A 20,962-nucleotide genomic window follows, 5' to 3' on the forward strand; every position below is an offset into this window, starting at 1 on the left:
GATCCGTGACGCAATGCCGCAAGCGGCGCCCCATTGACGCCTGGCGGTTCCACGGGGTCGATGTCCGGCGGCGCGATCCGCCGATCGCCCCGGCGGCCTCAGGTCGGGTTGATGCTGCGCTGCGCGATGAAGATCTCGACGAGCAGCAGCAGGTAGGTGGCCACCAGGCCGAGCATCGCCAGGATGAACAGCACCGCGACCGGGCGGTCGAAGCGGAATTCGAGTTCGTTGCCCAGGAACAGCGAAGCGATCAGCACGCACACCAGGATCGCGCAGCCGGCGCCGGCGGAGACGGCGGCGTTGATCACCTTGGCGCGCCGGTTGAGGGTGGCGAGTTCCTCGTCGATCGCGGCGCGCTGGATGGCGTCGGACCCGAGGCGTTCGAGGTCGTCGCGGCGCTTGAGGGTGCGGTCGTTGACGCGCGCGAGCCGGTTGGTGAGCACGGTGAGCGTGCCGCCGAGGGCGGCGAGCATGAACGCCGGCCCGACGGCCAGCTGGATGACGTGGGAGGTGTCGGCGAGGATCGAGAGCATCGGCGCGGCGTTCCCGGGTTCAGCGCGCGGCGGGAGCGAGCCGCGCGAAGTCGGCGTCCAGGCGCGCGAGCGACGCCGCGATCCGCGTGCGGTGCTCGCCGATCCAGTCGTCCTGCAGGGCCACGCGCCGATTCGACGCCGCCAGCATGCGTTCCATCTCCGCGGGCTGCGGGCCCCCGGCGGTCCGGCGGTTGCGCACGATGGCCACCGGGTCGAGCGTGGCGCGAAAGGCGGCCTCGGACATCGGCAGCACGGGCGTGAAGTCCGAGCCCTTGACGGTCTCGGCGTAGATGCGCTGCGCCTCGGCATAGGGAAAGGCCAGCGGCCGGATGTCCTTGGCCTTGGCGTACTCGACCACCTCGGAGGCGAAGTGATGGCCGACGCGAAACGGCAGCCGGTGCTCGCGCATGAGGACGTCGGCCAGCTCCTGCGAGGCGGTCCAGTCGCTGTTGAGTTCCTCCAGCGCGCGCGCGGGATCGATGACCAGGGCGTCCAGGATGCGGCGCCAGTTGTCCAGCACGCCGATGGCGCTGCGCACCATCGCGGTGTTGGCGCGCACCTCCTTCGGATCGCTCATGCCCGGCGGGATGTTGTGGGCCTGGATCGCTGCGCCCATGGCCAGCGTCAGCGCGGTCGACGCGTCGCGCCGGGTGCTGTTGAGCAGGCCGGGATTGCGCTTCTGCGGCATGGCGCTGGAGACGTAGGTGTTGCCGCCGCCCTCCGCCAGGAGGATCCAGGGCCGGGCCTGGGCGTACTGCGTCATCACGTCCTCCATGAAGGCGCCGGCGTGCAGGGCCACCGCCGTGACGAGGGCGCCGGCCTCCACCGGCGCGTCCACGGCCGAGATCTGCGCCGCGTCGTAGGCGTTGTCGACGGTGGCGGCGAAGCCCAGGTAGCCGGCCATGCGGGTGCGGTCGAGCGGCCAGCTGGTGCCGTTGAGCACGGTGGTGCCCATGGGCGAGCGGTCGACGCGGGCGTACGCCTCGCGCACGCGCTGGGCGTCGCGCTCGAGTCCGGCGGCGAAGCCCAGGAGGTAGTGGCCGTAGCTGTTGGGCTGGGCGGCGACACCGTTGGTGTAGTTGGGCACGACGGTCGCGCGGTGGCGCTCGGCCAGGCGCACCAGGGTCGCCGTGGTCCGGTTGAGCGCCTCGCCCAGATCGAGCAGCTCGTCGCGCAGGATGGCCGCGCGCACCGTCGAGAGCATGTCCTGGCTGGAACGCCCGGCGTGCAGGAGCGTGATCTGGGGCCCGGCGGCCTCGATGAGGAGGGGCTCGAAGGTGATGACCAGGGTCGGGCGCTTGCCGCCCGGCCGGTCGCCGTCGGCCAGCACCTTGGCGATGCCGTCGTGCACGAGCGGCGCGAGCGCGCGGTCGAGCAGGCCGTCGTCGGTGTTGATCACCGCGCTGGCCTTGTTGATCTGGCCGAGCCAGAAGAAGTCGTCGTGCCTGGTCCGCGCCTGGGCGGCGGCCTGGGCGGCGACGAGGGAGATCGACAGGGCGGCGGCGAGCGCCAGGGTGGAAAGCTTCATGGAAGGCGCCAGTCTGGAAGGGTCTCGAAGGGGCTGGCCCGACACGACCGCCGGGCCGCCCGCACGATACCAGCGCCCTCCGCCGCGCGGACGCTCAGTAGCGGATGGCGATGTCGCGCACCACCGGGCCGCCCGCGCCGCCGATCTGCGACAGCGCCGCGTTGCCCGAGGTGTTGCCGGACAAGGTGGCCGCGCCGGTGGTCAGCGAGACCGTATAGAGGCTGAAGGGGCCCGTGGCGGCGCCGCGCAGCGCCGCGAGGACCAGGCCGTTGGCGCCACCGGCGATGTCGATCGCCGCCCGCCCGCCCAGCGCGACGCCCAGGGCGCCGACGTTGACCAGCGTGCCGTCGTTGGGCGGGGCCTGGCGCGCGAGCACGCCGGCGTTGCCGTCGATGTCGAACAGGTCCGTGGCGGTGCCGCCGGCGAAGCTGTTGGTGTAGGCACCGGCGACGACCGAGGCCGGCGCGCCGGCGCGGTTGATCGCGCCGTCGGTGGTGGTGGCGCCGGTGTCGACGTTGATGCGCAGGTTCTGGCCGGTCTCGCTGATCACCCGCAGGCGGTCGGCCACCGGGTTGAAGTCGACCGTGAAGCGCGTGCCGGCGAGCCCGGCGTAGGGCAGCGTGGTGTCCGCCGCGTCGGCCGCCAGGGTGCTCGCGAGCGTGGCGGCGCCGGTGTCGGGGTTGACCGTGAGCAGGCGCGCGGCGGTGGTCAGCGCGTAGAGGCGGCCGTTGGCCGGTCGGAAATCCACGCCCAGCACCGCCTCGTTGGGCAGCAGACCGCTGATGGCGACCGGCGTGGACAGCGTGTTGGGCGTCGCCGGCGCGAAGCTCGCGAGGCGCGAGGCGTCGTCCAGCACGTAGGCGCGCGCGGCCGCCGGGGGCACCAGTGCCATGCCCAGCAGCGCCTCGCCGTTGCCGATCGGCCCGACGAGGCGGGCGCCGGCCGTGCCGGTCAGCGGCACGGTGTAGAGCCGCGTCGTGCCGCCCACGCCCAGCGCGGCATAGCCGACGTTGGTGCGTGGGTCGATGTCGAAACCGTTGTTGGTGGCGAAGGTGACGTTCAGGGGCACCGGGTTGGCCAGCGTGCCGTTGTTCGGCGGATCCTGCAGGTAGAGGGTGCCCGACGCGGCCAGGTCGTAGAGCTGCGTGCTGGTCGCGCCGGCGAACGAATTGGTGTAGGCCGAGGCGGTGATGCTGGTCGCCACGCCGTTGATGGCACCGTCGACCACGGCCACGCCGGTGGCGACGTCGATGCGCAGGTTCTGACCGGTGTCGCTGACCAGGCGCAGCCGGTCGGCCACGGGGTTGAAGTCGACGCCGAACTGCGAGCCCGACAGCGCCGTCGAGATCGTCGCGCGGGGCACCAGCACGCCGGTGGTGGCGTCGAGCGTGAAGAGGCGCCCGGTCGAGCCGACGGCGTAGATCAGCCCGTCGGCCGGCCGCACGTCGATGCCCACGATCGATTCGCCCACCGACAGGCCGCTCAGCGGCACGTTGCTGGTGAGGGTGGCCGGCGTCGCGCGGTTGAACGAGATCACCCGGCCCGCGGCCGTGACCGCGACGGCATCGCCCACCACCACCGCGCCGCCCGGCGCGGTCCCGGCACCGCCGTTGTTGTTGTCGTTGTCGTCGCCGCCACCGCACGCCGCGAGGGCGGCCGCCGCGACGAGGGCCAGCGGACGGAGGTTCTTGAATCGGGTCATGTGCGAATCCTGGAAAGAGTGAAAGGAGGCGTCGCGCGTCTTTGTTGGAGTCTTTCTTTCACAGGCGACATCGGTGGGTACTCCCGTTTCAGCCTAACGGATGCATCACCAGCGCCGATTTACGTTTGGTTGCGTCCGGGCGTAGGACAACCATCGCATCGGACGCGCCCTGCTTCTTAGACAGATGCCTTATTTGGAAACAGCGAATCGGTCGTTCGCGCAATGACGCACCGACTGGAAAATTTCGCGTCGCGTCGTTCCGCACGCGCTTTCCACGCCGTCATCACCCATGAATTTCCAACAGCTGCGCTCGGTGCGCGAGGCCGTGCGCAACGGCTTCAACCTGACCGAGGCCGCGCAGGCCCTGCACACCTCCCAGCCCGGCGTGAGCCGGCAGATCCGCGAACTCGAGGACGAGCTCGGCATCGAGCTCTTCGTGCGCGCCGGCAAGCGCCTCACCGGCCTGACCGAGCCCGGCGACCACGTGCTGCCGATCATCGAGCGCGTGCTGATGGAGAGCCAGAACCTGCGCCAGGCCGGCCAGGAGTTCGTCGCCCGGCAGGACGGCGTGCTGTCCGTGGCCGCCACCCATTCGCAGGCCCGCTACGCCCTGCCGGTGGCGGTGCAGGAGTTCCGCGCGCGCTTTCCCAACGTGCGGCTGCACCTGCACCAGGGCTCGCCCGCGCAGGTCGCGCGGATGCTGCTCGAGGGCGAGGTCGACGTGGGCATCGCCACCGAGGCGCTGGCCGACTACCCGCAGCTGCTGGCCCTGCCCTGCTACCGCTGGACGCACTCGGTGATCGTGCCGCCGGACCATGCGCTGCTCGACGCGCCGCTCACGCTGGAGTCGCTCGCGCGCCATCCGCTGATCACCTACGACAACGGCTTCACGGGCCGCACCCGCATCGACGAGGCCTTCGCCAGCCGGCGCCTGGTCCCGCACATCGCCCTGGCGGCCATGGACGCCGACGTGATCAAGACCTACGCCCAGCTGGGCATGGGCGTGGGCATCGTCGCGGGCATCGCCTTCGAAGCCGAGCGCGACACCCAACTGCGCGCCATCGACGCCGGCCACCTCTTCGGCATCAACGTGACCAAGCTGGCCGTCCGACGGGGGAGCTACCTGCGCGGCTATGTCCACGCGTTCATCGAATCCTTCGCGCCGAGCCTGACGCGCGCCGTCGTGGAGGCGGCCGGCCGGGCCGATGGCGCACCGGAGGTCTGAGGCCTGAGACAAGGGACGCTCGCGCCCCGTCCAGGCGTCAGTTCGGCGCCGTGCGGTAGTGCAGCAGGCGTTCCTTGGCGAGCGCCGCGGTCGCGGACCGCTTCGGCATGCCGAGCGAGAATCCATTCGCGCGAGCCGGCACGTCGCCGCCCGCTTTCGACGCGATCGCACGGAAGCCGAGCCATCCGAGCAACACGCCGGCGAGGGCCATGCCCAGCGCGAACACCGGGAGCAGATGGCCCGGCGCTTCGACGGCGGCACCGGGTACGGCGACGTGGGCGACGGCCGGGGCGGCGATCGCCATCGGTGCGGTCCGAGTGTCCGACGGGTCGGACGTCCGGCGGTCGGACGCGGCGTCCTCGACGCTCGATCGCTTCGCCGTCGCCGTCGCCGTCGCCGTCGCCGTCGTGGTGGGCAGCTTGCACAGGGCCAGGGCGTCCATGGCGTCGTTGCACCCGGCCGGCTTCGCGACCGGCCGGATCGGGGCCGCGACGCTGCGGGGCGCCGCGGCGCGCGATTTCTGCGCCACCGCCACCGCCACCGCTTCGCGCTTCGCGCCGTCGGTCCGGCCCGTCGCCTGACCCGTCACCGGGAACATCGACATCGCGCCCAGCACGATCGCACCGAGCGTCATGCTCCCGACCCCATTTCCGCACCGTCCGGACAGCCATTTCATTTGTCGCACTCCAATCGTCCTTGAAACCCGTTGAACACCGTGTGACCGGTCTGGATCCCCGGCACGTGGTGCCTTGCGATCTCGCCACGGGCGAATCGATCCGGTGCCTGAATGTTAGGGGTCGCCTCCGGTCGCGACCGTCCGAAGTGAGGCGTCAACACCGCCCAGTTCGGCCGATCGACGGCCGGGGGCAGCGGCGCCCGGCGCGGTCGCCCACCGGGGCGCGGCGGGCGCGCCGGACGCCTCAGCCGGCGATGCCGAACCCGGTGTCGAAGGTGCCCGCGACCTGCAGCGGCTGCCGGATGAGGCCCACCTGGCGGTAGAAGTCGGCCGTCGCCTGCTGGTCGCGCACCACCTGCGCGTCGATCGCCACCCACTTCTGCTGGCGCCGCTCGAACTGCAGGCGGGCCGCCTCGGGCGGGATGCCGATGATCCGGGCGAGCGTGGCGGAGAAGGCCTCGACATTGCGGTACGACCAGGCCTGCGCGCGCACCACCCGCTGCAGGAAGTCCTGCAGCGCCGGCCGCCGCTCGGCGATGGCCCGGTCGGTCGCGGCGAGGTAGCTCAGGCCGGGCAGCAGGCCCCGGCCGCTGGCCAGCACGCGGGCGTGGCCGCCGGTCTCGGCCAGCGCGGTGTAGGGCTCCCAGGTCGCCCAGGCGTCGACCGAGCCCTGCGTCAGGGCCAGCTTGGCGTCCGCCGGCGCGAGGAAGCGCAGGGTGACGTCCGAGGGCTGCAGGCCGGCCGCGACGGCCGCCTTGAGCGTCACGTAGTGGCCGATGGAGCCCCGGTTGGTCGCCACGCTGCGGCCCTTGAGGTCGGCGGCCGACCTCAGCGGCGAGTCCGGGCGCACCAGGACCGCCGTGCCGTAGGCGTCCGATCGGTTGGCGCCGATGGCCTTGACGCGGGCGCCGGCCGCCAGCGCGAAGATCAGCGGCGCGTCGCCGATCGGCCCCAGGTCGACCGCGTTCGCGTTGAGCGCCTCGGCCAGCGGCGCCGCCGCCGGAAATTCCGACCACTGGAGGTCGTAGGGCAGGCCGTCGAGCCCGCCGGAGGCCTCCAGCAGCGCGCGCAGGCCGCCCTTCTGGTCGCCGGCCCGGAGCACGACGCGGCCCTGGGCCTGTGCCGACCATGCCGGCGACCCGACCACCGCCGCGACGCCAGCCGCGCGCAGGATGGCGCGCCGGGAAAAAACCGATGAATTCATCCAGGAACTCCATGAGGGATGGAAGGCGCGCCGATCGCGGCACACCGGGGCACCCGTGCCAGGGGCTCGGGAGTGGCTCCGCGAGGGCTCGCGAAGCGGCAGGAAATGCGCACGGACGGGGAGCAAGCCGGGTCCTTGCGCGCGGACCGGGGCTCAGTCCAGCAGTTCGGGCTCGGCTTCGACCAGGCCCTCGTACAGGCTCTCGAACGCGTGCAACGCGCCCTCGGGGCCACCGATCTGGCCGTGCGTGTGGCGCGCCACGGCCTCGTCGATGGGCTGCGGCGTGCCGGCGGCCTCGGCCAGCAGCTGCGTGTGGCAGGCGTTGTCCAGGGCCATGTACCACCAGGCGGCGGCCTCCACGCTCGGCCCGGCGGTCAGGATGCCGTGGTTCTTCAGGACCGCGCCCTTGCCTTCGCCCAGGGCCCGGGCGATGCGCCGACCCTCGTCGTCGTCCACCACCATGCCGGTGAAGTCGTCGAACAGCGCCACGTCGCCGTGGAAGGCGCAGGCGTCCTGCGTCAGCGTGTCGAGCTTGCGTCCGAGCGTCGACCACGCCTTGCCGTAGGTCGAGTGCGTGTGCGCGGCGGCGACGATCCGCGGGTCGTGCTCGTGGATCGCCGCGTGGATGGCGAAGGCGGCCTTGTTGAGCGGGCGATCGCCCACCACGGTCTCGCCCCGGGCGTTGACCAGCAGCAGGTCCGACACCTTGATGCGCGCGAAATTCAGCCCCAGCGGGTTGACCCAGAAATGATCGGTCAGCTCGGGGTCGCGCGCGGTGATGTGGCCGGCCAGACCCTGGCCGAAGCCCAGCCGCGCGAACAACCGGAAGGCACCGGCCAGGCGCTCCTGGCGGTGGCGGCGCTCGGCCTCCACGGTGGGACGGCGCGCGGGCGGGTCGAACCAGAACTTCTGCACCGGTTTCGGATTGAGTCGCAGGCGGGGCGTGGGGAGGTCGATGGAAAGCACAGCGTTCATCTCATGTCTCCAAGGCGTTGCACGTCACCCGCGACCGATGGCAACCGGCCTGCCTCGCCACCGGGAACACCGTGGCGCCGGCTTCGCCGGGCCGCCGGTGTCGCGCCCTGGAAGGGGATTGGCGAAGCGACACGAAGTGCGCGAGGACGGGGGGTGAGCTTCATCTCAGGCGGCCTCGCGCCGGGCGGCGATGCGTTCGGCGACCAGCGCGCGGGTGCGGGGGATGAGCTCGCGGCCGTAGTCCGTGGCGTCCTCCAGCGGATCGAAGCCCCGGATGAGGAAGGTGCTCACGCCCAGGTCGTGGTAGTCGAGCAGCGCGTCGGCCACCTGCTCGGCGGTGCCCACCAGCGCCGTGCTGTTGGAGCGCCCGCCGATCTCCTGCGCGATGGCGGTCCACAGCCGCTTGTCCAGGCGCGTCCCCTGACCGGCCGCGGCCAGCAGGCGCCGTGCGCCCTCGCTCTGCTGCGGTCCGCCGCGCCCGAAGCCCTGCACCACGCGCAGGCGCTTCGTCTCGGCCAGGATGTGTTCGGCACGCTCCCACGCGGCGGCCTCGGTGTCGGCCAGGATCGGGCGGAACGAGACCGAGAAGCCGACCTGGCGCCCGTGCTTCGCCGCCTCGGCGCGCACGCGGCCGGTGAGCTCGCGCGCCTGGTCGAGCGACTCGCCCCAGAGCGCGTAGACGTCGGCGTGCTTGCCCGCCACCGGGATCGCCGCTTCCGAGGCGCCGCCGAAGTACACCGGCACGTGCGGACGGCCCTGGCGCGTCTGCACCGGCTTGACCTCGGAGAAGGCGCCCTCGAAGCGGTAGTGCGCGCCCGCGTGGTCGAACGGCCGCTCGCTGGTCCAGACCTTGCGCAGCACGTCGAGGTATTCGTCGGTACGGGCATAGCGCTGGTCGTGGTCGAGCCAGTCGCCGTCGCGGCGCTGTTCCTCGTCGGAACCGCCGGAGATGTAGTGCACGCCCAGGCGGCCACCGCTGAACTGGTCGAGCGAGGCGAACTGCCGCGCCGCCAGCGTCGGGGCGACGAAGCCGGGGCGGTGCGCCAGCATGAAGTGGATGCGCTCGGTGACCGAGGCGGCATAGGCGACGGTCAGCGTGGCGTCGGGACTGGTCGAGTGGTGCGGCACCAGCACGCGGTCGAAGCCGGCCTGCTCGTGGGCCTGGGCGAAGGCGCGCACGTAGTCGCGGTCGATCGCGGGGCCCTCGGCGGCGTGGGTCTCCGAGACCTTGCGCGACTGGATCATGCCGATGAATTCGACGTCCTGGGGATGGTTCTGGCTCATGACGGGCTCCTGACGGATGAAGGAAAAAAGGCGGTTCGGGGAAAGGAACGGACGCGCGCGGCGCTCAGGCCGCCGAGGGGCCGCGCAGCAGCGCGGCGAAGCGGCGGTCCCAGAGCGGGCGCACGTCGGCCGCGCCGTCCAGCACGCCGAGCTGGCGGAAGGTGTCGGCCACCTGCTGGTGGCTGCGCACCACGGCGTCGTCCACGCCCGCGAGGCTGTAGTCGCCGCTGCGGCGGTTGAACAGCTCCACCAGGTCGCCCACCGGCACGCGCGTCTCGGCCGACTGGGCCCGCGCGTAGGCCAGGAAGTTGCCGTTGATCCAGGCGAAGGACCGCTGCAGGCGCTGCAGCAGGTCGCCGATGGCGGCGCCGCGTCGCGCGTCGTCGAGCGTGCGCGGGTTGGCGTAGATGGGGAAGTTGCCCGACAGGTAGCCCACGCCGGTCCTGATCACGCGCGCGCCGTGCCGGGTGCGGGCGATCTGGCCGTTGTAGCCATAGATCGCCCAGGCATCGAGGTCGCCGCGCGCGAAGGCCGACAGGCCGTCGGCCGGTGTCAGGGCGGTGGCCTGGATGTCGGCGAAGGACAGGCCGGCCTCGGCCAGCTGGCGCGCCAGGTAGTAGTGCGAGGTGGTGGCGCGCACGTAGCCCACGCGCCGGCCCTTCAGGTCGGCGAGGGTGCGGATGTCGGTGTCGCCACGCGCCAGCGTGGCCTGGTTGTTCAGGTCCTCGTGGGTGACGGCGACGAAGCGCACGCTCGCCTTCTGGCGCGCCGCGAACACCGCCGGGATCTCGCTGCCCGAGCCGAGGTCGAGCGCGTCGCCGTGGATCGCCTCGATGTGCAGCACGCCGTTGTTGAGTTCGCGCCAGTCGATCCGGTAGGGCGTGTCGGCCTGGCCGGAGGCCTGCAGCAGGGGGCGCCACAGCCCCTTGTAGGTGCCCACGCGCAGCGTGACGCCGCCCAGGTCGGGACCGCTCGCGGCGGACACGGCCCCGGCGGCGGCGGACGCACCGCCCAGGGCGGCGGTGGCGCCCCAGGCGGCGAGGGCCTGGAGCCAGGCGCGGCGGTCGGAAGTCGATGGGTTCATGTCGGTGCGATGGGCGGCGGGAAGATCGGAAGGGAGGACGGGAACGCCGCGGCGGCCCGGTCCGATGGGGTCGAACCGTAACCAGCGCGGACCCGAAAGCGAACGCAGGAAATCGCGTTTCCATATGCACGAAAGATCGTTGATGGCCCACCGGTGCAGGGCTAAGGTGCGCGGCATGAGTGCCCTCCCCCTGCGCCGGGACCCCGTCCCGTTCGAGCCGTTCTCCGCCCCCGTGCGGTCCCTGCCGGATGCGACGGCCGTCGATCCGCCCTTGCCGGCTCCGCCGGCCACCGACGACGCCACCCTGGCGCGTCTGACCGCCCTGTTCGCCAGCACCGCCGCCGACCACGACCGCGACGGCCGCTTTCCGCGCGCCAACTTCGTCGCGCTGCAGGCGCGCGGCCTGATCGGCCTGGTGGTGCCGCGCGCGCTCGGCGGCGGCGGCGCCGACCTGGCGACGGCCCGACGGGTCGTCGCCGCCGTGGCGCGCGGGGAGCCGGCGACCGCGCTGATCCTGACCATGACGTGGCTGCAGCTGCAGGGCCTCGGCCGGCGCGACGGCCACTGGCCGGCCGCGCTGCGCGAGCGCGTGCAACGCGACGCCGTCACGCGTGGCGCGCTGATCAATTCGCTGCGCGTGGAGCCCGACCTCGGCTCGCCCGCGCGCGGCGGCCTGCCCGCCACCGTCGGGCGCCGCGCGGCCGACGGCTGGCGCCTGTCGGGCCACAAGCTCTACACCACAGGCATCGAGGGCCTGAGCTGGCTCGCCGTGTGGGGCCGCACCGACGAGGCCACGCCACGCGTGGGCACCTTCCTGGTCCCGCGCGACGCCCCGGGCGTACGCGTGATCGCCAGCTGGGACCACCTGGGACTGCGCGCCTCGGGCAGCCACGAAGTGGTGTTCGAGGACGTGGCGATCCCGCTCGACCACGCGGTCGACCTGCGCGCGCCCGCCGAGTGGGCGGCCGGCGCCCCCGCCGATGTCGCCGCGCACGCGCAGCAGCAGGCCTGGATGACGGTGCTGCTGGGCGCGCTCTACGACGGCGTGGCGCACGCGGCGCGCGACTGGCTGGTGGATTTCCTGAACCGGCGCGCGCCCGGCAGCCTGGGCGCGCCGCTGGCGAGCCTGGCGCGCGTGCAGGAGGCCCTGGGCGGCATCGAGGCGCTGCTGCACGTCAACCGCGTGCTGCTCGACCGCGCCGCGCAGGACACCGACGCCGGCCGCCCGCCCGCCGCGGTCGACAGCGGCCTGCTCAAGCACACCGTGACGACGCAGGCGATCGGCGCCGTCGAGGCCGCCCTGAAGCTCACCGGCAACCACGGCCTGTCGCGCGGCAACCCGCTGGAGCGCCACCACCGCGACGTGCTGTGCGGTCGCGTGCACACGCCCCAGGACGACGCGGTGCTGATCGCCGCCGGGCGGCGCGCGCTGCAGGCGCGGGAGGCGACATGACGGCGGCGCAAGGCGGCGCCCCGGCCGACCGCCTCGCGCCGCTGGACGCGTTCGTCGCCGCCTTCGGCCGCCTGCTGGACGCCGCGCCCGGCGAGCCGGCGATCCTGCGCGACGGCGCGGCTCTGCTGCGCGCGCTGGTCGCGCGCGACGACTGGCTGCCCGAGGCCTTCGCCGAGCCCGACCCGGCGCGCTATCAGCAGTACCTGCTGCACGTCGATCCGCGGGAGCGCTTCTCGGTCGTCAGCTTCGTCTGGGGACCGGGCCAGGCCACGCCGGTGCACGACCACACCGTGTGGGGCCTGATCGGCATGCTGCGCGGCGCGGAGATCGCCCAGGCCCACGCCCGGCGCGACGACGGCCGCTGGCGCCCCGAGGGCGACCCGGTGCGGCTTTCCCCGGGCGACGTCGAGGCCGTCTCGCCCGCCATCGGCGACGTGCACCGCGTGCGCAACGCCTTCGACGACCGCACCTCGATCAGCATCCACGTCTACGGCGCCGACATCGGCCGGGTGCGCCGCCACACCTACCCGGACGACGGCCCGCCCAAGGTCTTCGTCTCGGGCTATACCCGGGCCCTGGCGGCGCGCCGGCCGCCTCCGGACGGCCCGGGCGACCCGGCCGCGCCCCCCCGACCGATTCCTCACCCCGCCACGCGGGACACGCCACCATGACCCTGACCGATTCCCCCACCGCCCCGTCCGCGACCGCCGCGCGGCCGGCCCCCGCGCTCGGCGTCGCCGCCGTGCGCGCGCGCCTGCTCGCGCGCGAGGAGACCGCGCTGCTCGACGTGCGCGAGGAAGACCCCTACGCCCAGGCCCATCCGCTGTGGGCGGCCAACCTGCCGCTGTCGCGCATCGAGATCGAGGCGCAGCGCCGCATTCCGCGCCGCGACACGGTGACCGTGGTCTACGGCACGCACGACGGCGAGGACCTGGCGCCGCGCGCGGCCCGGGTGCTCGCCGCGCTCGGCTACACGCGCGTGCACGTGCTCGACGGCGGCCTCGACGCCTGGCGCGCGGCCGGGGGCGAGCTGTTCCGCGACGTCAACGTGCCGAGCAAGGCCTTCGGGGAACTGGTCGAGCACGTGCGCGGCACGCCCTCGCTGCCGGCGGCCGAGGTGAAGGCGCTGCTCGACGCCGGCGCCGATGCCGTGGTGCTCGACGCCCGGCGCTTCGACGAATACCAGACCATGAGCATCCCGGGCGCCACCAGCGTGCCGGGCGCCGAACTGGTGCTGCGCGTGCGCGACCTGGCGCCCGATGCGGCCACGCGCGTGATCGTCAACTGCGCCGGTCGCACGCGCAGCATCATCGGCACGCAGTCGCTGGTGAACGCGGGCATCCCCAACCCGGTGGCGGCGCTGCGCAACGGCACCATCGGCTGGAAGCTCGCCGGCCAGGCGCTCGACCATGGCGCCACGCGCCGCGCCCCGGCCGGGGCGAGCCCCAAGGCACGCCGCCGCGCCGCCGAGGACGCCCGCCGCGTGGCCGACCGCGCGGGCGTGCGACGCGTCGCGCTCGACGCCCTCCCCGCCCTGACGGCCGACGCCGCCCGGCGCACCACCTACCGCTTCGACGTGCGCACACCCGAGGAACACGCCGCCGGCCACCTCGAGGGCTTCGCGAGCGCGCCCGGCGGCCAGCTGGTGCAGGAGACCGACCACCACGCCCCGGTGCGCGGCGCGCGCATCGTGCTGGCCGACGACGACGGCGTGCGCGCGTCCATGACCGGCTCCTGGCTGGCCCAGATGGGTTGGGAGGTGCACGTGATCGACCCCGTGCCCGACGCCTCCGCCTTCACCCGCGGCCACACGCCGGCGTCGGACGCGATGCCCGCGCCCGAGGCCGAGGTGATCGGCCCGGCGGCGCTGGCGCTGCTGCTCAAGCGCCACGAAGCCGTGGTCGTCGATGTCACCACCAGCGCCAGCTATGTGCAGCGCCACATCCCCGGCGCCTGGTTCGCGGTCCGCGCGCAGTTGGCGCAGGCGCTCGATCGCATCGGGCCGGCTCCGGTGTGGGTGCTGACCTGCGGCACCAGCCGGCTGGCGCGCTTCGCCGCCGCCGACCTGCAGCGCGCGCTGGCCGCGCGCGGCGAACCGGACGCACAGGTCCGGGTGCTCGACGGTGGCACCTCGGCCTGGCTCGCCGCCGGCCTGCCGGTGGAGACCGGCGAGACCCGCCTGGCCACCCCGCGCACCGACCGCTACCGCCGCCCCTACGAGGGCACCGACGCGCCGGCCGAGGCGATGCAGGCCTACCTCGACTGGGAGTCCGGCCTGGTCGCGCAACTCGAACGCGACGGGACACACCACTTCGCGGTGATCTGAGTCCGTCGCCGGGGGCGGCGCCGGCCTCCACGATGGGCGCGGGACCGGCGCGAGCCGGCGTGAACCGGCTCGCGGGCAAGGCCCGAAACCTCAGAGCTTGGCGATCGACACCTCCGTCGACTTCACCAGCGCGACCACGTCCGAGCCGGGCTTGAGCTGCAGCTCGTCGACCGAGCGCGTGGTGATGACCGAGGTGACGATGCCCCAGCTGGTTTCGACGTCGACCTCGGAGACGACGTCGCCACGGATGATTTCCTTGACCTTGCCGCGGAACTGGTTGCGCACGTTGATGGCCTGGATGGACATGGTGTTTTCCTTGAAGTGAACGGAGTGAAAGAGAAAGAGAAAGAGAGAGAGAGAGAGACAGAGCGGGAAAGAGGCGGAGAAGGAACAGGGGACGGCGACGGAAGGTTCCAGGGGCACCGGGGGACGACCGCTCAGATCGCCCAGCGCAGCCCCGGCGCGTTCTGCCAGCGGGGTTCTCCCGCCGGCGGCGGCCCGTCGGCACCGGGCTTCTGCAGCACGCGGTCGAGGATGCGTTTCTCGATGGCGGCGAAGGCCGCGTCGCCCTGCGAACGCGGACGGGCCAGCGCGATGGGCTCGTCCAGCGCGATGCGGCCGTCCTCGATCAAGATCACGCGATCGGCCAGCGCCACCGCCTCCTGCACGTCGTGCGTCACCAGCAGCGCGGTGAAGCGGTGGCGTTGCCACAGGTCCTCGATGAGGCGGTGCATCTCGATGCGGGTCAGGGCGTCGAGCGCGCCCAGCGGCTCGTCGAGCAGCAGCAGGCGCGGGTGGTGCACCAGGGCGCGCGCCAGGGCCACGCGCTGGCGCTGGCCGCCGGACAGCCGCGCCGGCCACTCGTGCTCGCGCTCGGCCAGCCCGACCTGCGCGAGCACCTCGCGGCCGCGTTCGCGCGCCGTCGCCGGCAGGCCCAGCACCACGTTGTCCAGCACGCGCCGCCAGGGCAGCAGGCGCGCTTCCTGGAACATGATCCGGGTGTCGTCGTGCAGGCCGTCGATGGTGCGGCCGTCAGCCTGGAGCGTGCCGCCCGAGACCGGCTCCAGCCCCGCGACCAGCCGCAGCAGCGTGCTCTTGCCGCAGCCGCTGCGCCCGACGATGGCGACGAACTGGCCCGGCTCGATCGCGATGCGCGCGTCGCGCAGCACGGTGCGTTCGCCATAGCGCTTGTCGACGCCACGCACGTCGAGCCGGACGCCGCCGGCGATGGCAGGACCGCCGGTCGTGGGACCGGGGACGCGGGGACGTTCGAGGATCGAGGTGTTCATGCGGATTCCTTGGGGTGCGTGGTCGGGACCGGCGTGGCCGGCTGGAACAGGTCGACGTCCCGCGCATCGACGCGGCGCGGCAGGAGCTTCTCGGCGAGGAACGCGTCGGCGATGCGCTGCTGTTCGCCGAGTTCGGTGGCCAGCACCGGACGCACGTCGTAACTGCGGCGGCCGTTGGCCCGCTCGACGATGGCCGCCTCCACGCCCCAGACCGGCGCGAGCAGCGCCGCGGCATCGGCCGGCCGGCGCTTGACCCACCGGCCCGTCTCGACGAGTCCGACGTAGAGGGCGTCGAGCACGTCGGGGCGCGATCGCGCGAACGGCGTGCGCGCCAGGTAGTAGCGCTGGTAGGACGCGATCCCCGTGCCGTCGCTCAGCACCCGGGCGCCGGACTGCCGCTCGGCGGCGGCCAGGAACGGGTCCCAGACCACCCAGGCGTCGATGGCGCCGCGCTCGAAGGCGGCGCGCCCGTCAGCCGGCGTGAGGTAGGCGGGCTCGACGTCGCGCAGCGACAGCCCCGCCTGCGCCAGCGCCGCGATCAGCAGGTAGTGCGCGCCGGCCGCCTTGGCGAACCCGACCTTGCGGCCCTTCAGGTCGGCCACGCGCCGGAGCGGCGAATCGGCGCGCACCAGGATCGCCTGCGCCCCCGGCGACGGCGCCTCCCGGGCCACGAAGGTCAGCCGGGCGCCGGCGGCCTGGGCGAACACCGGCACCGTGTCGGCCACGTCCGCCGTGACGTCCAGGTTGTCGAGGTTGAGCGCCTCCAGCAACGGCAGCCCGCTCGTGAACTCGTGCCAGGCCGGCTTCACGCCCAGCAGCGCGAGCCGCCGTTCAAGCGTTCCCTGCGCCTTGAGCACCGCGATCAGCGTGGACGACTTCTGGTAGCCGATGCGCAGCGTCGCCGGTGCCGGGGCACCCTGCGCCGACACCGCCCTGCTCCCCGCCAACCCCGCCATCGCGACCAGCGCGGCGCGCCGGCTGAGGATCGAACCGTTTCGCTTCATGACAGCCTCCCCGCGATCAACGCTGATACCCGGGGTGCCAGCGCAGCCACCAGTGTTCGAGGGACCGCGCGAACAGGTCGGCGAGCTTGCCCAGCAACGCGTAGAGCAGGATGCCCACCAGCACGATGTCGGTCTGCAGGAACTCCCGCGCGTTCATCGTGAGGTAGCCGATGCCGGCCTGCGCCGAGATCGTCTCGGCCACGATCAGGATCACCCACATCAGGCCGAGCGAGAACCGCAGGCCGACCAGGATCGACGACAGCGCGCCCGGCAGGATCACCTGCGTGTAGAGGTGCCAGCGCGACAGCCCGTAGGTGCGGCCCATCTCGATGAGCTGCGGGTCGACGTTGCGGATGCCGTGGAAGGTGTTGAGATAGATGGGGAAGAACACCGACACGCTGATGAGGAACAGCTTGGCCGTCTCGTCGATGCCGAACCACAGGATCACCAGCGGGATGAGCGCCAGGGCCGGGATGTTGCGCACCATCTGGATGGTCGAGTCGAGCAGCGTCTCGAAGAACTTCACCGATCCGGTCAGCAGGCCCAGCGCGAGACCGAGCCCGCCGCCGATGGCCAGCCCGGCGAGCGCGCGTCCGGCGCTGACCTTGACGTGCGTCCACAGCTCGCCCGAGGCGGCGAGCGTCCAGGCCGCCTTCACCACGTCCAGCGGCGCCGGCAGCACGCGCGTCGACAGCCAGCCCAGCGAGGAGGCGACCTGCCAGGCCACGATCAGCGTGACCGGCACCACCCACGGAATGAGCCGTCGCCCGACCGACGCGAGGAAGGCCGCCGGTGCGAAGTGGCCCGCGCGCGGCGCGGCCGGTGTCGCGCCCTGCGGCGCGGGTGGCGCGGTGGCGCGCGGGGCGCGGCGTCCGGGCGTGGCGGCGTCGATCGTGTTGGTGTTCATGGGTTCAGCTCTGGGAGACGAGGCGCGAAGGCGCATCGAGGTTGGCGACGACCTCGCCGAAGGGGCCGCTCGGCGTGCCGCCCGTCGGCACGGCGACGGCCGGACGCTGGCGGGCCGGCAGCAGCGGGAAGACCAGCTCGGCGAAGCGATAGGCCTCCTCCAGGTGCGGATAGCCCGAAAAGATGAAATGGTCGATGCCGAGCGCGGCGTATTCACCGATGCGCGCGGCCACCGTGCGCGGATCGCCCACCAGCGCCGTGCCCGCGCCGCCGCGCACCAGACCGACGCCGGCCCACAGGTTGGGACTGATCTCCAGATCGGCGCGCGTGCGGCGCGCACCGCCCGCGTGCAGTGCGGCCATGCGGCGCTGGCCGACCGAGTCCATGCGCGCGAACGCGGCCTGCGCACGCGCCACGGTCTCGTCGTCGACGCGGCCGATGAGCGATTCGGCGGCCCGCCAGGCCTCGTCCTCGGTCTCGCGCACGATGACGTGCAGGCGGATGCCGAACGTCACCGTGCGGCCCCGGCGCGCGGCGCGCGCCCGGACGTCGGCGATCTTCCGGGCCACCTCGGCCGGGGGCTCGCCCCAGGTAAGGTAGCTGTCGACCTGCTCGGCCGCGAGTTCGTGCGCCGCGTCCGAGGAGCCGCCGAACCACACCGGGGGATGCGGCCGCTGCACGCTTGGGAACAGCAGTTTCGCGCCCTTGACGCTCAGGTGCCGGCCGTCGAAATCGAAGCTCCCGCCGGTGTGGCTGCGTTCGATCACCTCGCGCCAGATGCGGATGAACTCGGCCGACTGGGCGTAGCGCTCGGCGTGGTCGAGGAACACGCCGTCGCCCTCGAGTTCGGCGCGGTCGCCGCCCGTGACGAGGTTGACCAGCAGCCGTCCGCCGGAGAGCCGGTCGAAGGTCGCGGCCATGCGCGCGGCCAGGGCCGGCTGGTGGAGGCCGGGTCGCACGGCGACCAGGAACTTCAGGCGCCGCGTGGCGCCGAGGAGGCTGGAGGCGACGACCCAGGGGTCCTCGCAGGAGCGACCGGTGGGGATCAGCACGCCCTCGTAGCCCAGGTGGTCGGCGGCGCCGGCGATCTGCTGCAGGTAGTCGAGGTCGACCGGGCGCGCGCCCTCGGCGGTGCCGAGGTAGCGGCTGTCGCCGTGGGTGGGGAGGAACCAGAAGACGTTCATGGTCGCGGTGCGTTGCTTTGTGAGGGGTGAGGGGATCGGGGACGGCGCCGGGTCGCCTCAGGCGAGGCCGGGGGCCGCCGCGTCCAGGATGTCGATGCGCCTGGGAATCAGCCTGAGCGCGAGGAAGGTGTCGGCGATGCCCTGCTGCTCGGCCAGGATGGCCCGTGTCACCGGCACCGTGCCGAACCGCCAGCGCGCGACGACCCGGTCGGTCGCCGGTCGTGGCGCGCCCCAGAGCGTCGCGAGTTCGGTGGCGAAGGCGTCGCGGTGCGACGCCGCCCAGCGGTCGACGGCCCCGATCTCCTCCACCACCAGGCGCAGCACGTCGGCATGGCGCTGGACGTAGTCCCTGGACGAGAAGTAGTAGCCGCGGTTGTTGGCCACGCCCTCGGCGTCGGCCAGGATGCGCGCGCCCAGCGCGTGCTGCGCCGAGCCCAGGAACGGGTCCCAGATCACCCAGGCATCGACCGCGCCGCGCTCGAACGCGGCACGGGCGTCGGCCGGCGGCAGGAAGACCACCTCGACGTCGGCGTAGCCCAGGCCGTGCTTCTCCAGCAGCTTGACGAGGAAGTAGTGGACGTTGCTGCCCTTGTTGAGGGCGATCCTGCGGCCCCGGAGGTCGGCCACGGTGCGCAGCGCCGAGCCCGAGGGCACCAGCACCGCCTCCGTCGCCGGGCGCGGCACGGTCGCGGCGACATAGGCCAGTGGCGCGCCGGCGGCCTGCGCGAAGATCGGGGGCGCCTCGCCGACGTCGCCGAAATCGATCGAGCCGACGTTGAGCGCCTCCAACTGCACCGGACCGGCCGTGAACTCGATCCACCGGACCGCGACGCCCAGGGGCGCGAGCCGCGTCTCCAGCGTGCCCCGGCCCTTGAGCAGGCTCAGGTAGCCCTTCTGGTGGCCGATGCGCAGCGTGCGCGACGGCGACGGCGCCTGCGCCAGGACGCCCAGCGGCGCCAGCGCCAGCGCGGCGGCGGTGCCCTGCAGCAGGCGGCGGCGCGCGGGGCGCGCCGGGTCGGTGGAACGTTCGGAATTCATGGTCGGGGGACTTTCGGGCGAAGGGGGTCCCGCGCGTCGCGCGAGCGGGCGCGACACGTGGCGGGGAACGGGTTCCGGCGAACGGAGGGACGGCGGTCGGGGTCGAGCGCGGCGGCGGCCGCGTCAGACGCTACATCGCACCTGGGAGAACGCGATCGACTCGAAACCGTGGGTCGCGCGCAGGCCGAGGGCCTCGGCCGCCAGCACCTCGGCGGCTTCGTCCAGGCGCCGGCCCACGTCGGCGTGCACGTGGTGGGCGCCCTCGGGCGTCAGGGTGATCTGCGAATCGGTCGCGTAGATGCCCGGCAGGATGTGACGCGCCGACAGGGTCTGCAGCACCGGGCGCAGGGCGTAGTCGAGCGCCAGCATGTGGTGCGGGCTGCCGCCGGTGGCCAGGGGCAGCACCGTCTTGCCCTTGAGCGCGTGCTGCGAGAGCAGATCGAGGAACACCTTGAGCACGCCGCTGTAGGCCGCCTTGTAGACCGGCGTGGCGACCACGACGACGCGGGCGCGCGCCACCTGGTCGAGCGCCCGCTCGATCGCCGGATGGGTCCATTCGGCTCCCAGCAGCGCGTGGGGCGGCAGTTCGCGGATCGCAAGGCGCTCGATGCGGCCGCCGTGCCGCGACAGGCGCTCCCCCACGGCTTCGAGCAGGGCGGTGGAGCGCGACGGGATCGTCGGACTGCTGGCGATGAGAAGGACGGTCATGGCGGCGGCGGGTGCGTCCGGCGGGCGACGCGGACATGGAATGAAGCTGAAGCCGCGGATTCTGGGGCGCGCCGCACCGGTCCCCAACGACCGACTTCTTCCGATCTCATGCCGAAAACAGATAAGCGCGGTGCCCGTGGCGTGGCGCCAAGCACCTTCGCGACGCTAAACTTCGCGCCGCCTGCCGTGCTTCGCGCCGGCGCATCGCCACGGCGCTCCACGCCGGGCGTTTTTTCCTCTTTCAAGGACCTCCATTGAACCGCATCGAACTCGTCCAAACCATCGCCGCCGCCCATGACCTGAGCAAGGCCGAAGCCGCCCGCGTCCTGGACACCGTCACCAGTGCCATCGTCGGCGCCGTCAAGAAGGGCGACCCCGTCCAGATCCTGGGCTTCGGCACCTTCAAGCAGGTCGCCCGCGCCGCGCGCACCGGCGTCAATCCCAGCACCGGCGACAAGCTCAAGATCGCCGCGGCGAAGTTGCCCAAGTTCGTGCCGGGCGCCGCCTTCAAGGCTGCCGTCGATCCCAAGGGCGCGAAGCGCAAGGCCGACAAGGCCGCCGCCGCCAAGCCGGCCGCCACCGCCGTGACCGCCAAGAAGGCCGCACCCGCCAAGAAGGCCGCCGCACCGGCCAAGAAGACCAAGAAGTAAGCTGCCGTGGCGAGCCCGCCTCGCCACGCGCCGCCCCATCGACAGCCCCTCCCGGGGCTGTTTTCGTTTCCGCCCGGCGCGCTCGCCCGCTTCCTTCGCGCGGCCATGACTTCCGTGCAAGCCCTCGAGGACGCCGCGTTCGCGGCCTGGCCACACCGCGTGCTGCCGGCCTGAGCGAGGTCGCCGGCCGGGC

At 73.1% G+C, this 20,962-nt stretch carries 20 protein-coding genes; 5 read left to right on the forward strand and 15 right to left on the reverse strand.

All coding sequences use genetic code 11. From position 1 onward, the window contains the following. Positions 1-98: 98 nt before the first annotated feature. The 3 genes from NF681_01875 to NF681_01885 all read right to left on the reverse strand — a co-directional run bounded on the left by NF681_01875 (position 99) and on the right by NF681_01885 (position 3,763). The gene (locus NF681_01875; protein UST52353.1) at positions 99-533 is read right to left on the reverse strand and encodes a DUF2721 domain-containing protein; all 435 of its coding nucleotides are present in this window, start codon (positions 531-533) and stop codon (positions 99-101) included. Positions 534-552: 19 nt separating this feature from the next. Next, positions 553-2,061, reverse strand: coding sequence for a lyase family protein (locus tag NF681_01880; protein ID UST52354.1), 1,509 nt, complete (start codon positions 2,059-2,061; stop codon positions 553-555). A 94-nt stretch (positions 2,062-2,155) separates the two neighbouring features. Continuing rightward, on the reverse strand, positions 2,156-3,763 hold the full coding sequence (locus tag NF681_01885; GenBank protein ID UST52355.1) for a DUF4394 domain-containing protein: 1,608 nt from the start codon (positions 3,761-3,763) through the stop codon (positions 2,156-2,158). 289 nt (positions 3,764-4,052) lie between these two features. On the opposite strand from NF681_01885, the gene NF681_01890 reads away from it, so the two are divergent. Continuing rightward, complete coding sequence (locus tag NF681_01890; protein UST52356.1) at positions 4,053-4,988, forward strand: CysB family HTH-type transcriptional regulator; 936 nt, start codon at positions 4,053-4,055, stop codon at positions 4,986-4,988. Between the two features lie 37 nt (positions 4,989-5,025). Here NF681_01890 and NF681_01895 read toward each other — a convergent pair whose 3' ends face one another. The 5 genes from NF681_01895 to NF681_01915 form a co-directional block, all read right to left on the reverse strand. Next, positions 5,026-5,622, reverse strand: a complete 597-nt coding sequence (locus NF681_01895; GenBank protein UST52357.1) for a hypothetical protein — start codon at positions 5,620-5,622, stop codon at positions 5,026-5,028. A 286-nt stretch (positions 5,623-5,908) separates the two neighbouring features. Next, on the reverse strand, positions 5,909-6,868 hold the full coding sequence (locus tag NF681_01900) for an ABC transporter substrate-binding protein (GenBank protein ID UST52358.1): 960 nt from the start codon (positions 6,866-6,868) through the stop codon (positions 5,909-5,911). Between the two features lie 153 nt (positions 6,869-7,021). Beyond that, positions 7,022-7,843: a class II aldolase/adducin family protein gene (locus tag NF681_01905; GenBank protein ID UST52359.1), complete on the reverse strand. Its 822-nt coding sequence runs from the start codon at positions 7,841-7,843 to the stop codon at positions 7,022-7,024. 165 nt (positions 7,844-8,008) lie between these two features. Next, entirely contained in the window at positions 8,009-9,127 is a 1,119-nt protein-coding gene (locus NF681_01910; protein UST52360.1) for an LLM class flavin-dependent oxidoreductase, read from the reverse strand. A 64-nt stretch (positions 9,128-9,191) separates the two neighbouring features. Continuing rightward, positions 9,192-10,211, reverse strand: coding sequence for an ABC transporter substrate-binding protein (locus NF681_01915; GenBank protein ID UST52361.1), 1,020 nt, complete (start codon positions 10,209-10,211; stop codon positions 9,192-9,194). Between the two features lie 175 nt (positions 10,212-10,386). Between NF681_01915 and NF681_01920 the strand changes: the two genes are divergently transcribed. The 3 genes from NF681_01920 to NF681_01930 are packed head-to-tail and all read left to right on the forward strand — an operon-like array spanning position 10,387 to position 13,990. Next, positions 10,387-11,664 (forward strand): acyl-CoA/acyl-ACP dehydrogenase, encoded by a 1,278-nt coding sequence (locus NF681_01920; GenBank protein ID UST52362.1) that lies wholly within the window; start codon positions 10,387-10,389, stop codon positions 11,662-11,664. Further along, positions 11,661-12,335, forward strand: a complete 675-nt coding sequence (locus NF681_01925) for a cysteine dioxygenase (GenBank protein ID UST52363.1) — start codon at positions 11,661-11,663, stop codon at positions 12,333-12,335. Before NF681_01920 ends, NF681_01925 begins: the two co-directional genes overlap by 4 nt. Next, on the forward strand, positions 12,332-13,990 hold the full coding sequence (locus NF681_01930) for a rhodanese-related sulfurtransferase (protein UST52364.1): 1,659 nt from the start codon (positions 12,332-12,334) through the stop codon (positions 13,988-13,990). The genes NF681_01925 and NF681_01930 overlap by 4 nt, the downstream gene beginning before the upstream one ends. Positions 13,991-14,080: 90 nt before the next feature. Here NF681_01930 and NF681_01935 read toward each other — a convergent pair whose 3' ends face one another. The 7 genes from NF681_01935 to ssuE form a co-directional block, all read right to left on the reverse strand. Beyond that, positions 14,081-14,296 (reverse strand): molybdopterin-binding protein, encoded by a 216-nt coding sequence (locus tag NF681_01935; GenBank protein ID UST52365.1) that lies wholly within the window; start codon positions 14,294-14,296, stop codon positions 14,081-14,083. A 131-nt stretch (positions 14,297-14,427) separates the two neighbouring features. Beyond that, on the reverse strand, positions 14,428-15,279 hold the full coding sequence (locus NF681_01940) for an ATP-binding cassette domain-containing protein (protein ID UST52366.1): 852 nt from the start codon (positions 15,277-15,279) through the stop codon (positions 14,428-14,430). Next, positions 15,276-16,283 (reverse strand): aliphatic sulfonate ABC transporter substrate-binding protein, encoded by a 1,008-nt coding sequence (locus tag NF681_01945; protein ID UST52367.1) that lies wholly within the window; start codon positions 16,281-16,283, stop codon positions 15,276-15,278. The genes NF681_01940 and NF681_01945 overlap by 4 nt, the downstream gene beginning before the upstream one ends. 16 nt (positions 16,284-16,299) lie before the next feature. Then, entirely contained in the window at positions 16,300-17,190 is an 891-nt protein-coding gene (gene ssuC / locus NF681_01950) for an aliphatic sulfonate ABC transporter permease SsuC (GenBank protein ID UST52368.1), read from the reverse strand. 4 nt (positions 17,191-17,194) lie between these two features. Further along, complete coding sequence (gene ssuD / locus NF681_01955; protein UST52369.1) at positions 17,195-18,373, reverse strand: FMNH2-dependent alkanesulfonate monooxygenase; 1,179 nt, start codon at positions 18,371-18,373, stop codon at positions 17,195-17,197. Positions 18,374-18,430: 57 nt separating this feature from the next. Continuing rightward, complete coding sequence (locus NF681_01960) at positions 18,431-19,411, reverse strand: sulfonate ABC transporter substrate-binding protein (protein ID UST52370.1); 981 nt, start codon at positions 19,409-19,411, stop codon at positions 18,431-18,433. Positions 19,412-19,534: 123 nt separating this feature from the next. Further along, a complete protein-coding gene (gene ssuE, locus NF681_01965; protein ID UST52371.1) occupies positions 19,535-20,119 on the reverse strand; it encodes an NADPH-dependent FMN reductase in 585 nt (194 codons plus the stop codon). A gap of 254 nt (positions 20,120-20,373) precedes the next feature. Between ssuE and NF681_01970 the strand changes: the two genes are divergently transcribed. Next, entirely contained in the window at positions 20,374-20,769 is a 396-nt protein-coding gene (locus NF681_01970) for an HU family DNA-binding protein (GenBank protein ID UST52372.1), read from the forward strand. Positions 20,770-20,962 lie beyond the last annotated feature (193 nt).

The sequence above is a fragment of the Comamonadaceae bacterium OTU4NAUVB1 genome (assembly GCA_024372625.1).
GTDB lineage: Bacteria > Pseudomonadota > Gammaproteobacteria > Burkholderiales > Burkholderiaceae_C > Variovorax.

Bases quoted from the DNA above. Each gene is read 5' to 3' on its own strand.
- NF681_01875 (UST52353.1), bottom strand. From the start codon at position 533: ATGCTCTCGATCCTCGCCGACACCTCCCACGTCATCCAGCTGGCCGTC.
- NF681_01880 (UST52354.1), bottom strand. From the start codon at position 2,061: ATGAAGCTTTCCACCCTGGCGCTCGCCGCCGCCCTGTCGATCTCCCTC.
- NF681_01885 (UST52355.1), bottom strand. From the start codon at position 3,763: ATGACCCGATTCAAGAACCTCCGTCCGCTGGCCCTCGTCGCGGCGGCC.
- NF681_01890 (UST52356.1), top strand. From the start codon at position 4,053: ATGAATTTCCAACAGCTGCGCTCGGTGCGCGAGGCCGTGCGCAACGGC.
- NF681_01895 (UST52357.1), bottom strand. From the start codon at position 5,622: ATGACGCTCGGTGCGATCGTGCTGGGCGCGATGTCGATGTTCCCGGTG.
- NF681_01900 (UST52358.1), bottom strand. From the start codon at position 6,868: ATGAATTCATCGGTTTTTTCCCGGCGCGCCATCCTGCGCGCGGCTGGC.
- NF681_01905 (UST52359.1), bottom strand. From the start codon at position 7,843: ATGAACGCTGTGCTTTCCATCGACCTCCCCACGCCCCGCCTGCGACTC.
- NF681_01910 (UST52360.1), bottom strand. From the start codon at position 9,127: ATGAGCCAGAACCATCCCCAGGACGTCGAATTCATCGGCATGATCCAG.
- NF681_01915 (UST52361.1), bottom strand. From the start codon at position 10,211: ATGAACCCATCGACTTCCGACCGCCGCGCCTGGCTCCAGGCCCTCGCC.
- NF681_01920 (UST52362.1), top strand. From the start codon at position 10,387: ATGAGTGCCCTCCCCCTGCGCCGGGACCCCGTCCCGTTCGAGCCGTTC.
- NF681_01925 (UST52363.1), top strand. From the start codon at position 11,661: ATGACGGCGGCGCAAGGCGGCGCCCCGGCCGACCGCCTCGCGCCGCTG.
- NF681_01930 (UST52364.1), top strand. From the start codon at position 12,332: ATGACCCTGACCGATTCCCCCACCGCCCCGTCCGCGACCGCCGCGCGG.
- NF681_01935 (UST52365.1), bottom strand. From the start codon at position 14,296: ATGTCCATCCAGGCCATCAACGTGCGCAACCAGTTCCGCGGCAAGGTC.
- NF681_01940 (UST52366.1), bottom strand. From the start codon at position 15,279: ATGAACACCTCGATCCTCGAACGTCCCCGCGTCCCCGGTCCCACGACC.
- NF681_01945 (UST52367.1), bottom strand. From the start codon at position 16,283: ATGAAGCGAAACGGTTCGATCCTCAGCCGGCGCGCCGCGCTGGTCGCG.
- ssuC (UST52368.1), bottom strand. From the start codon at position 17,190: ATGAACACCAACACGATCGACGCCGCCACGCCCGGACGCCGCGCCCCG.
- ssuD (UST52369.1), bottom strand. From the start codon at position 18,373: ATGAACGTCTTCTGGTTCCTCCCCACCCACGGCGACAGCCGCTACCTC.
- NF681_01960 (UST52370.1), bottom strand. From the start codon at position 19,411: ATGAATTCCGAACGTTCCACCGACCCGGCGCGCCCCGCGCGCCGCCGC.
- ssuE (UST52371.1), bottom strand. From the start codon at position 20,119: ATGACCGTCCTTCTCATCGCCAGCAGTCCGACGATCCCGTCGCGCTCC.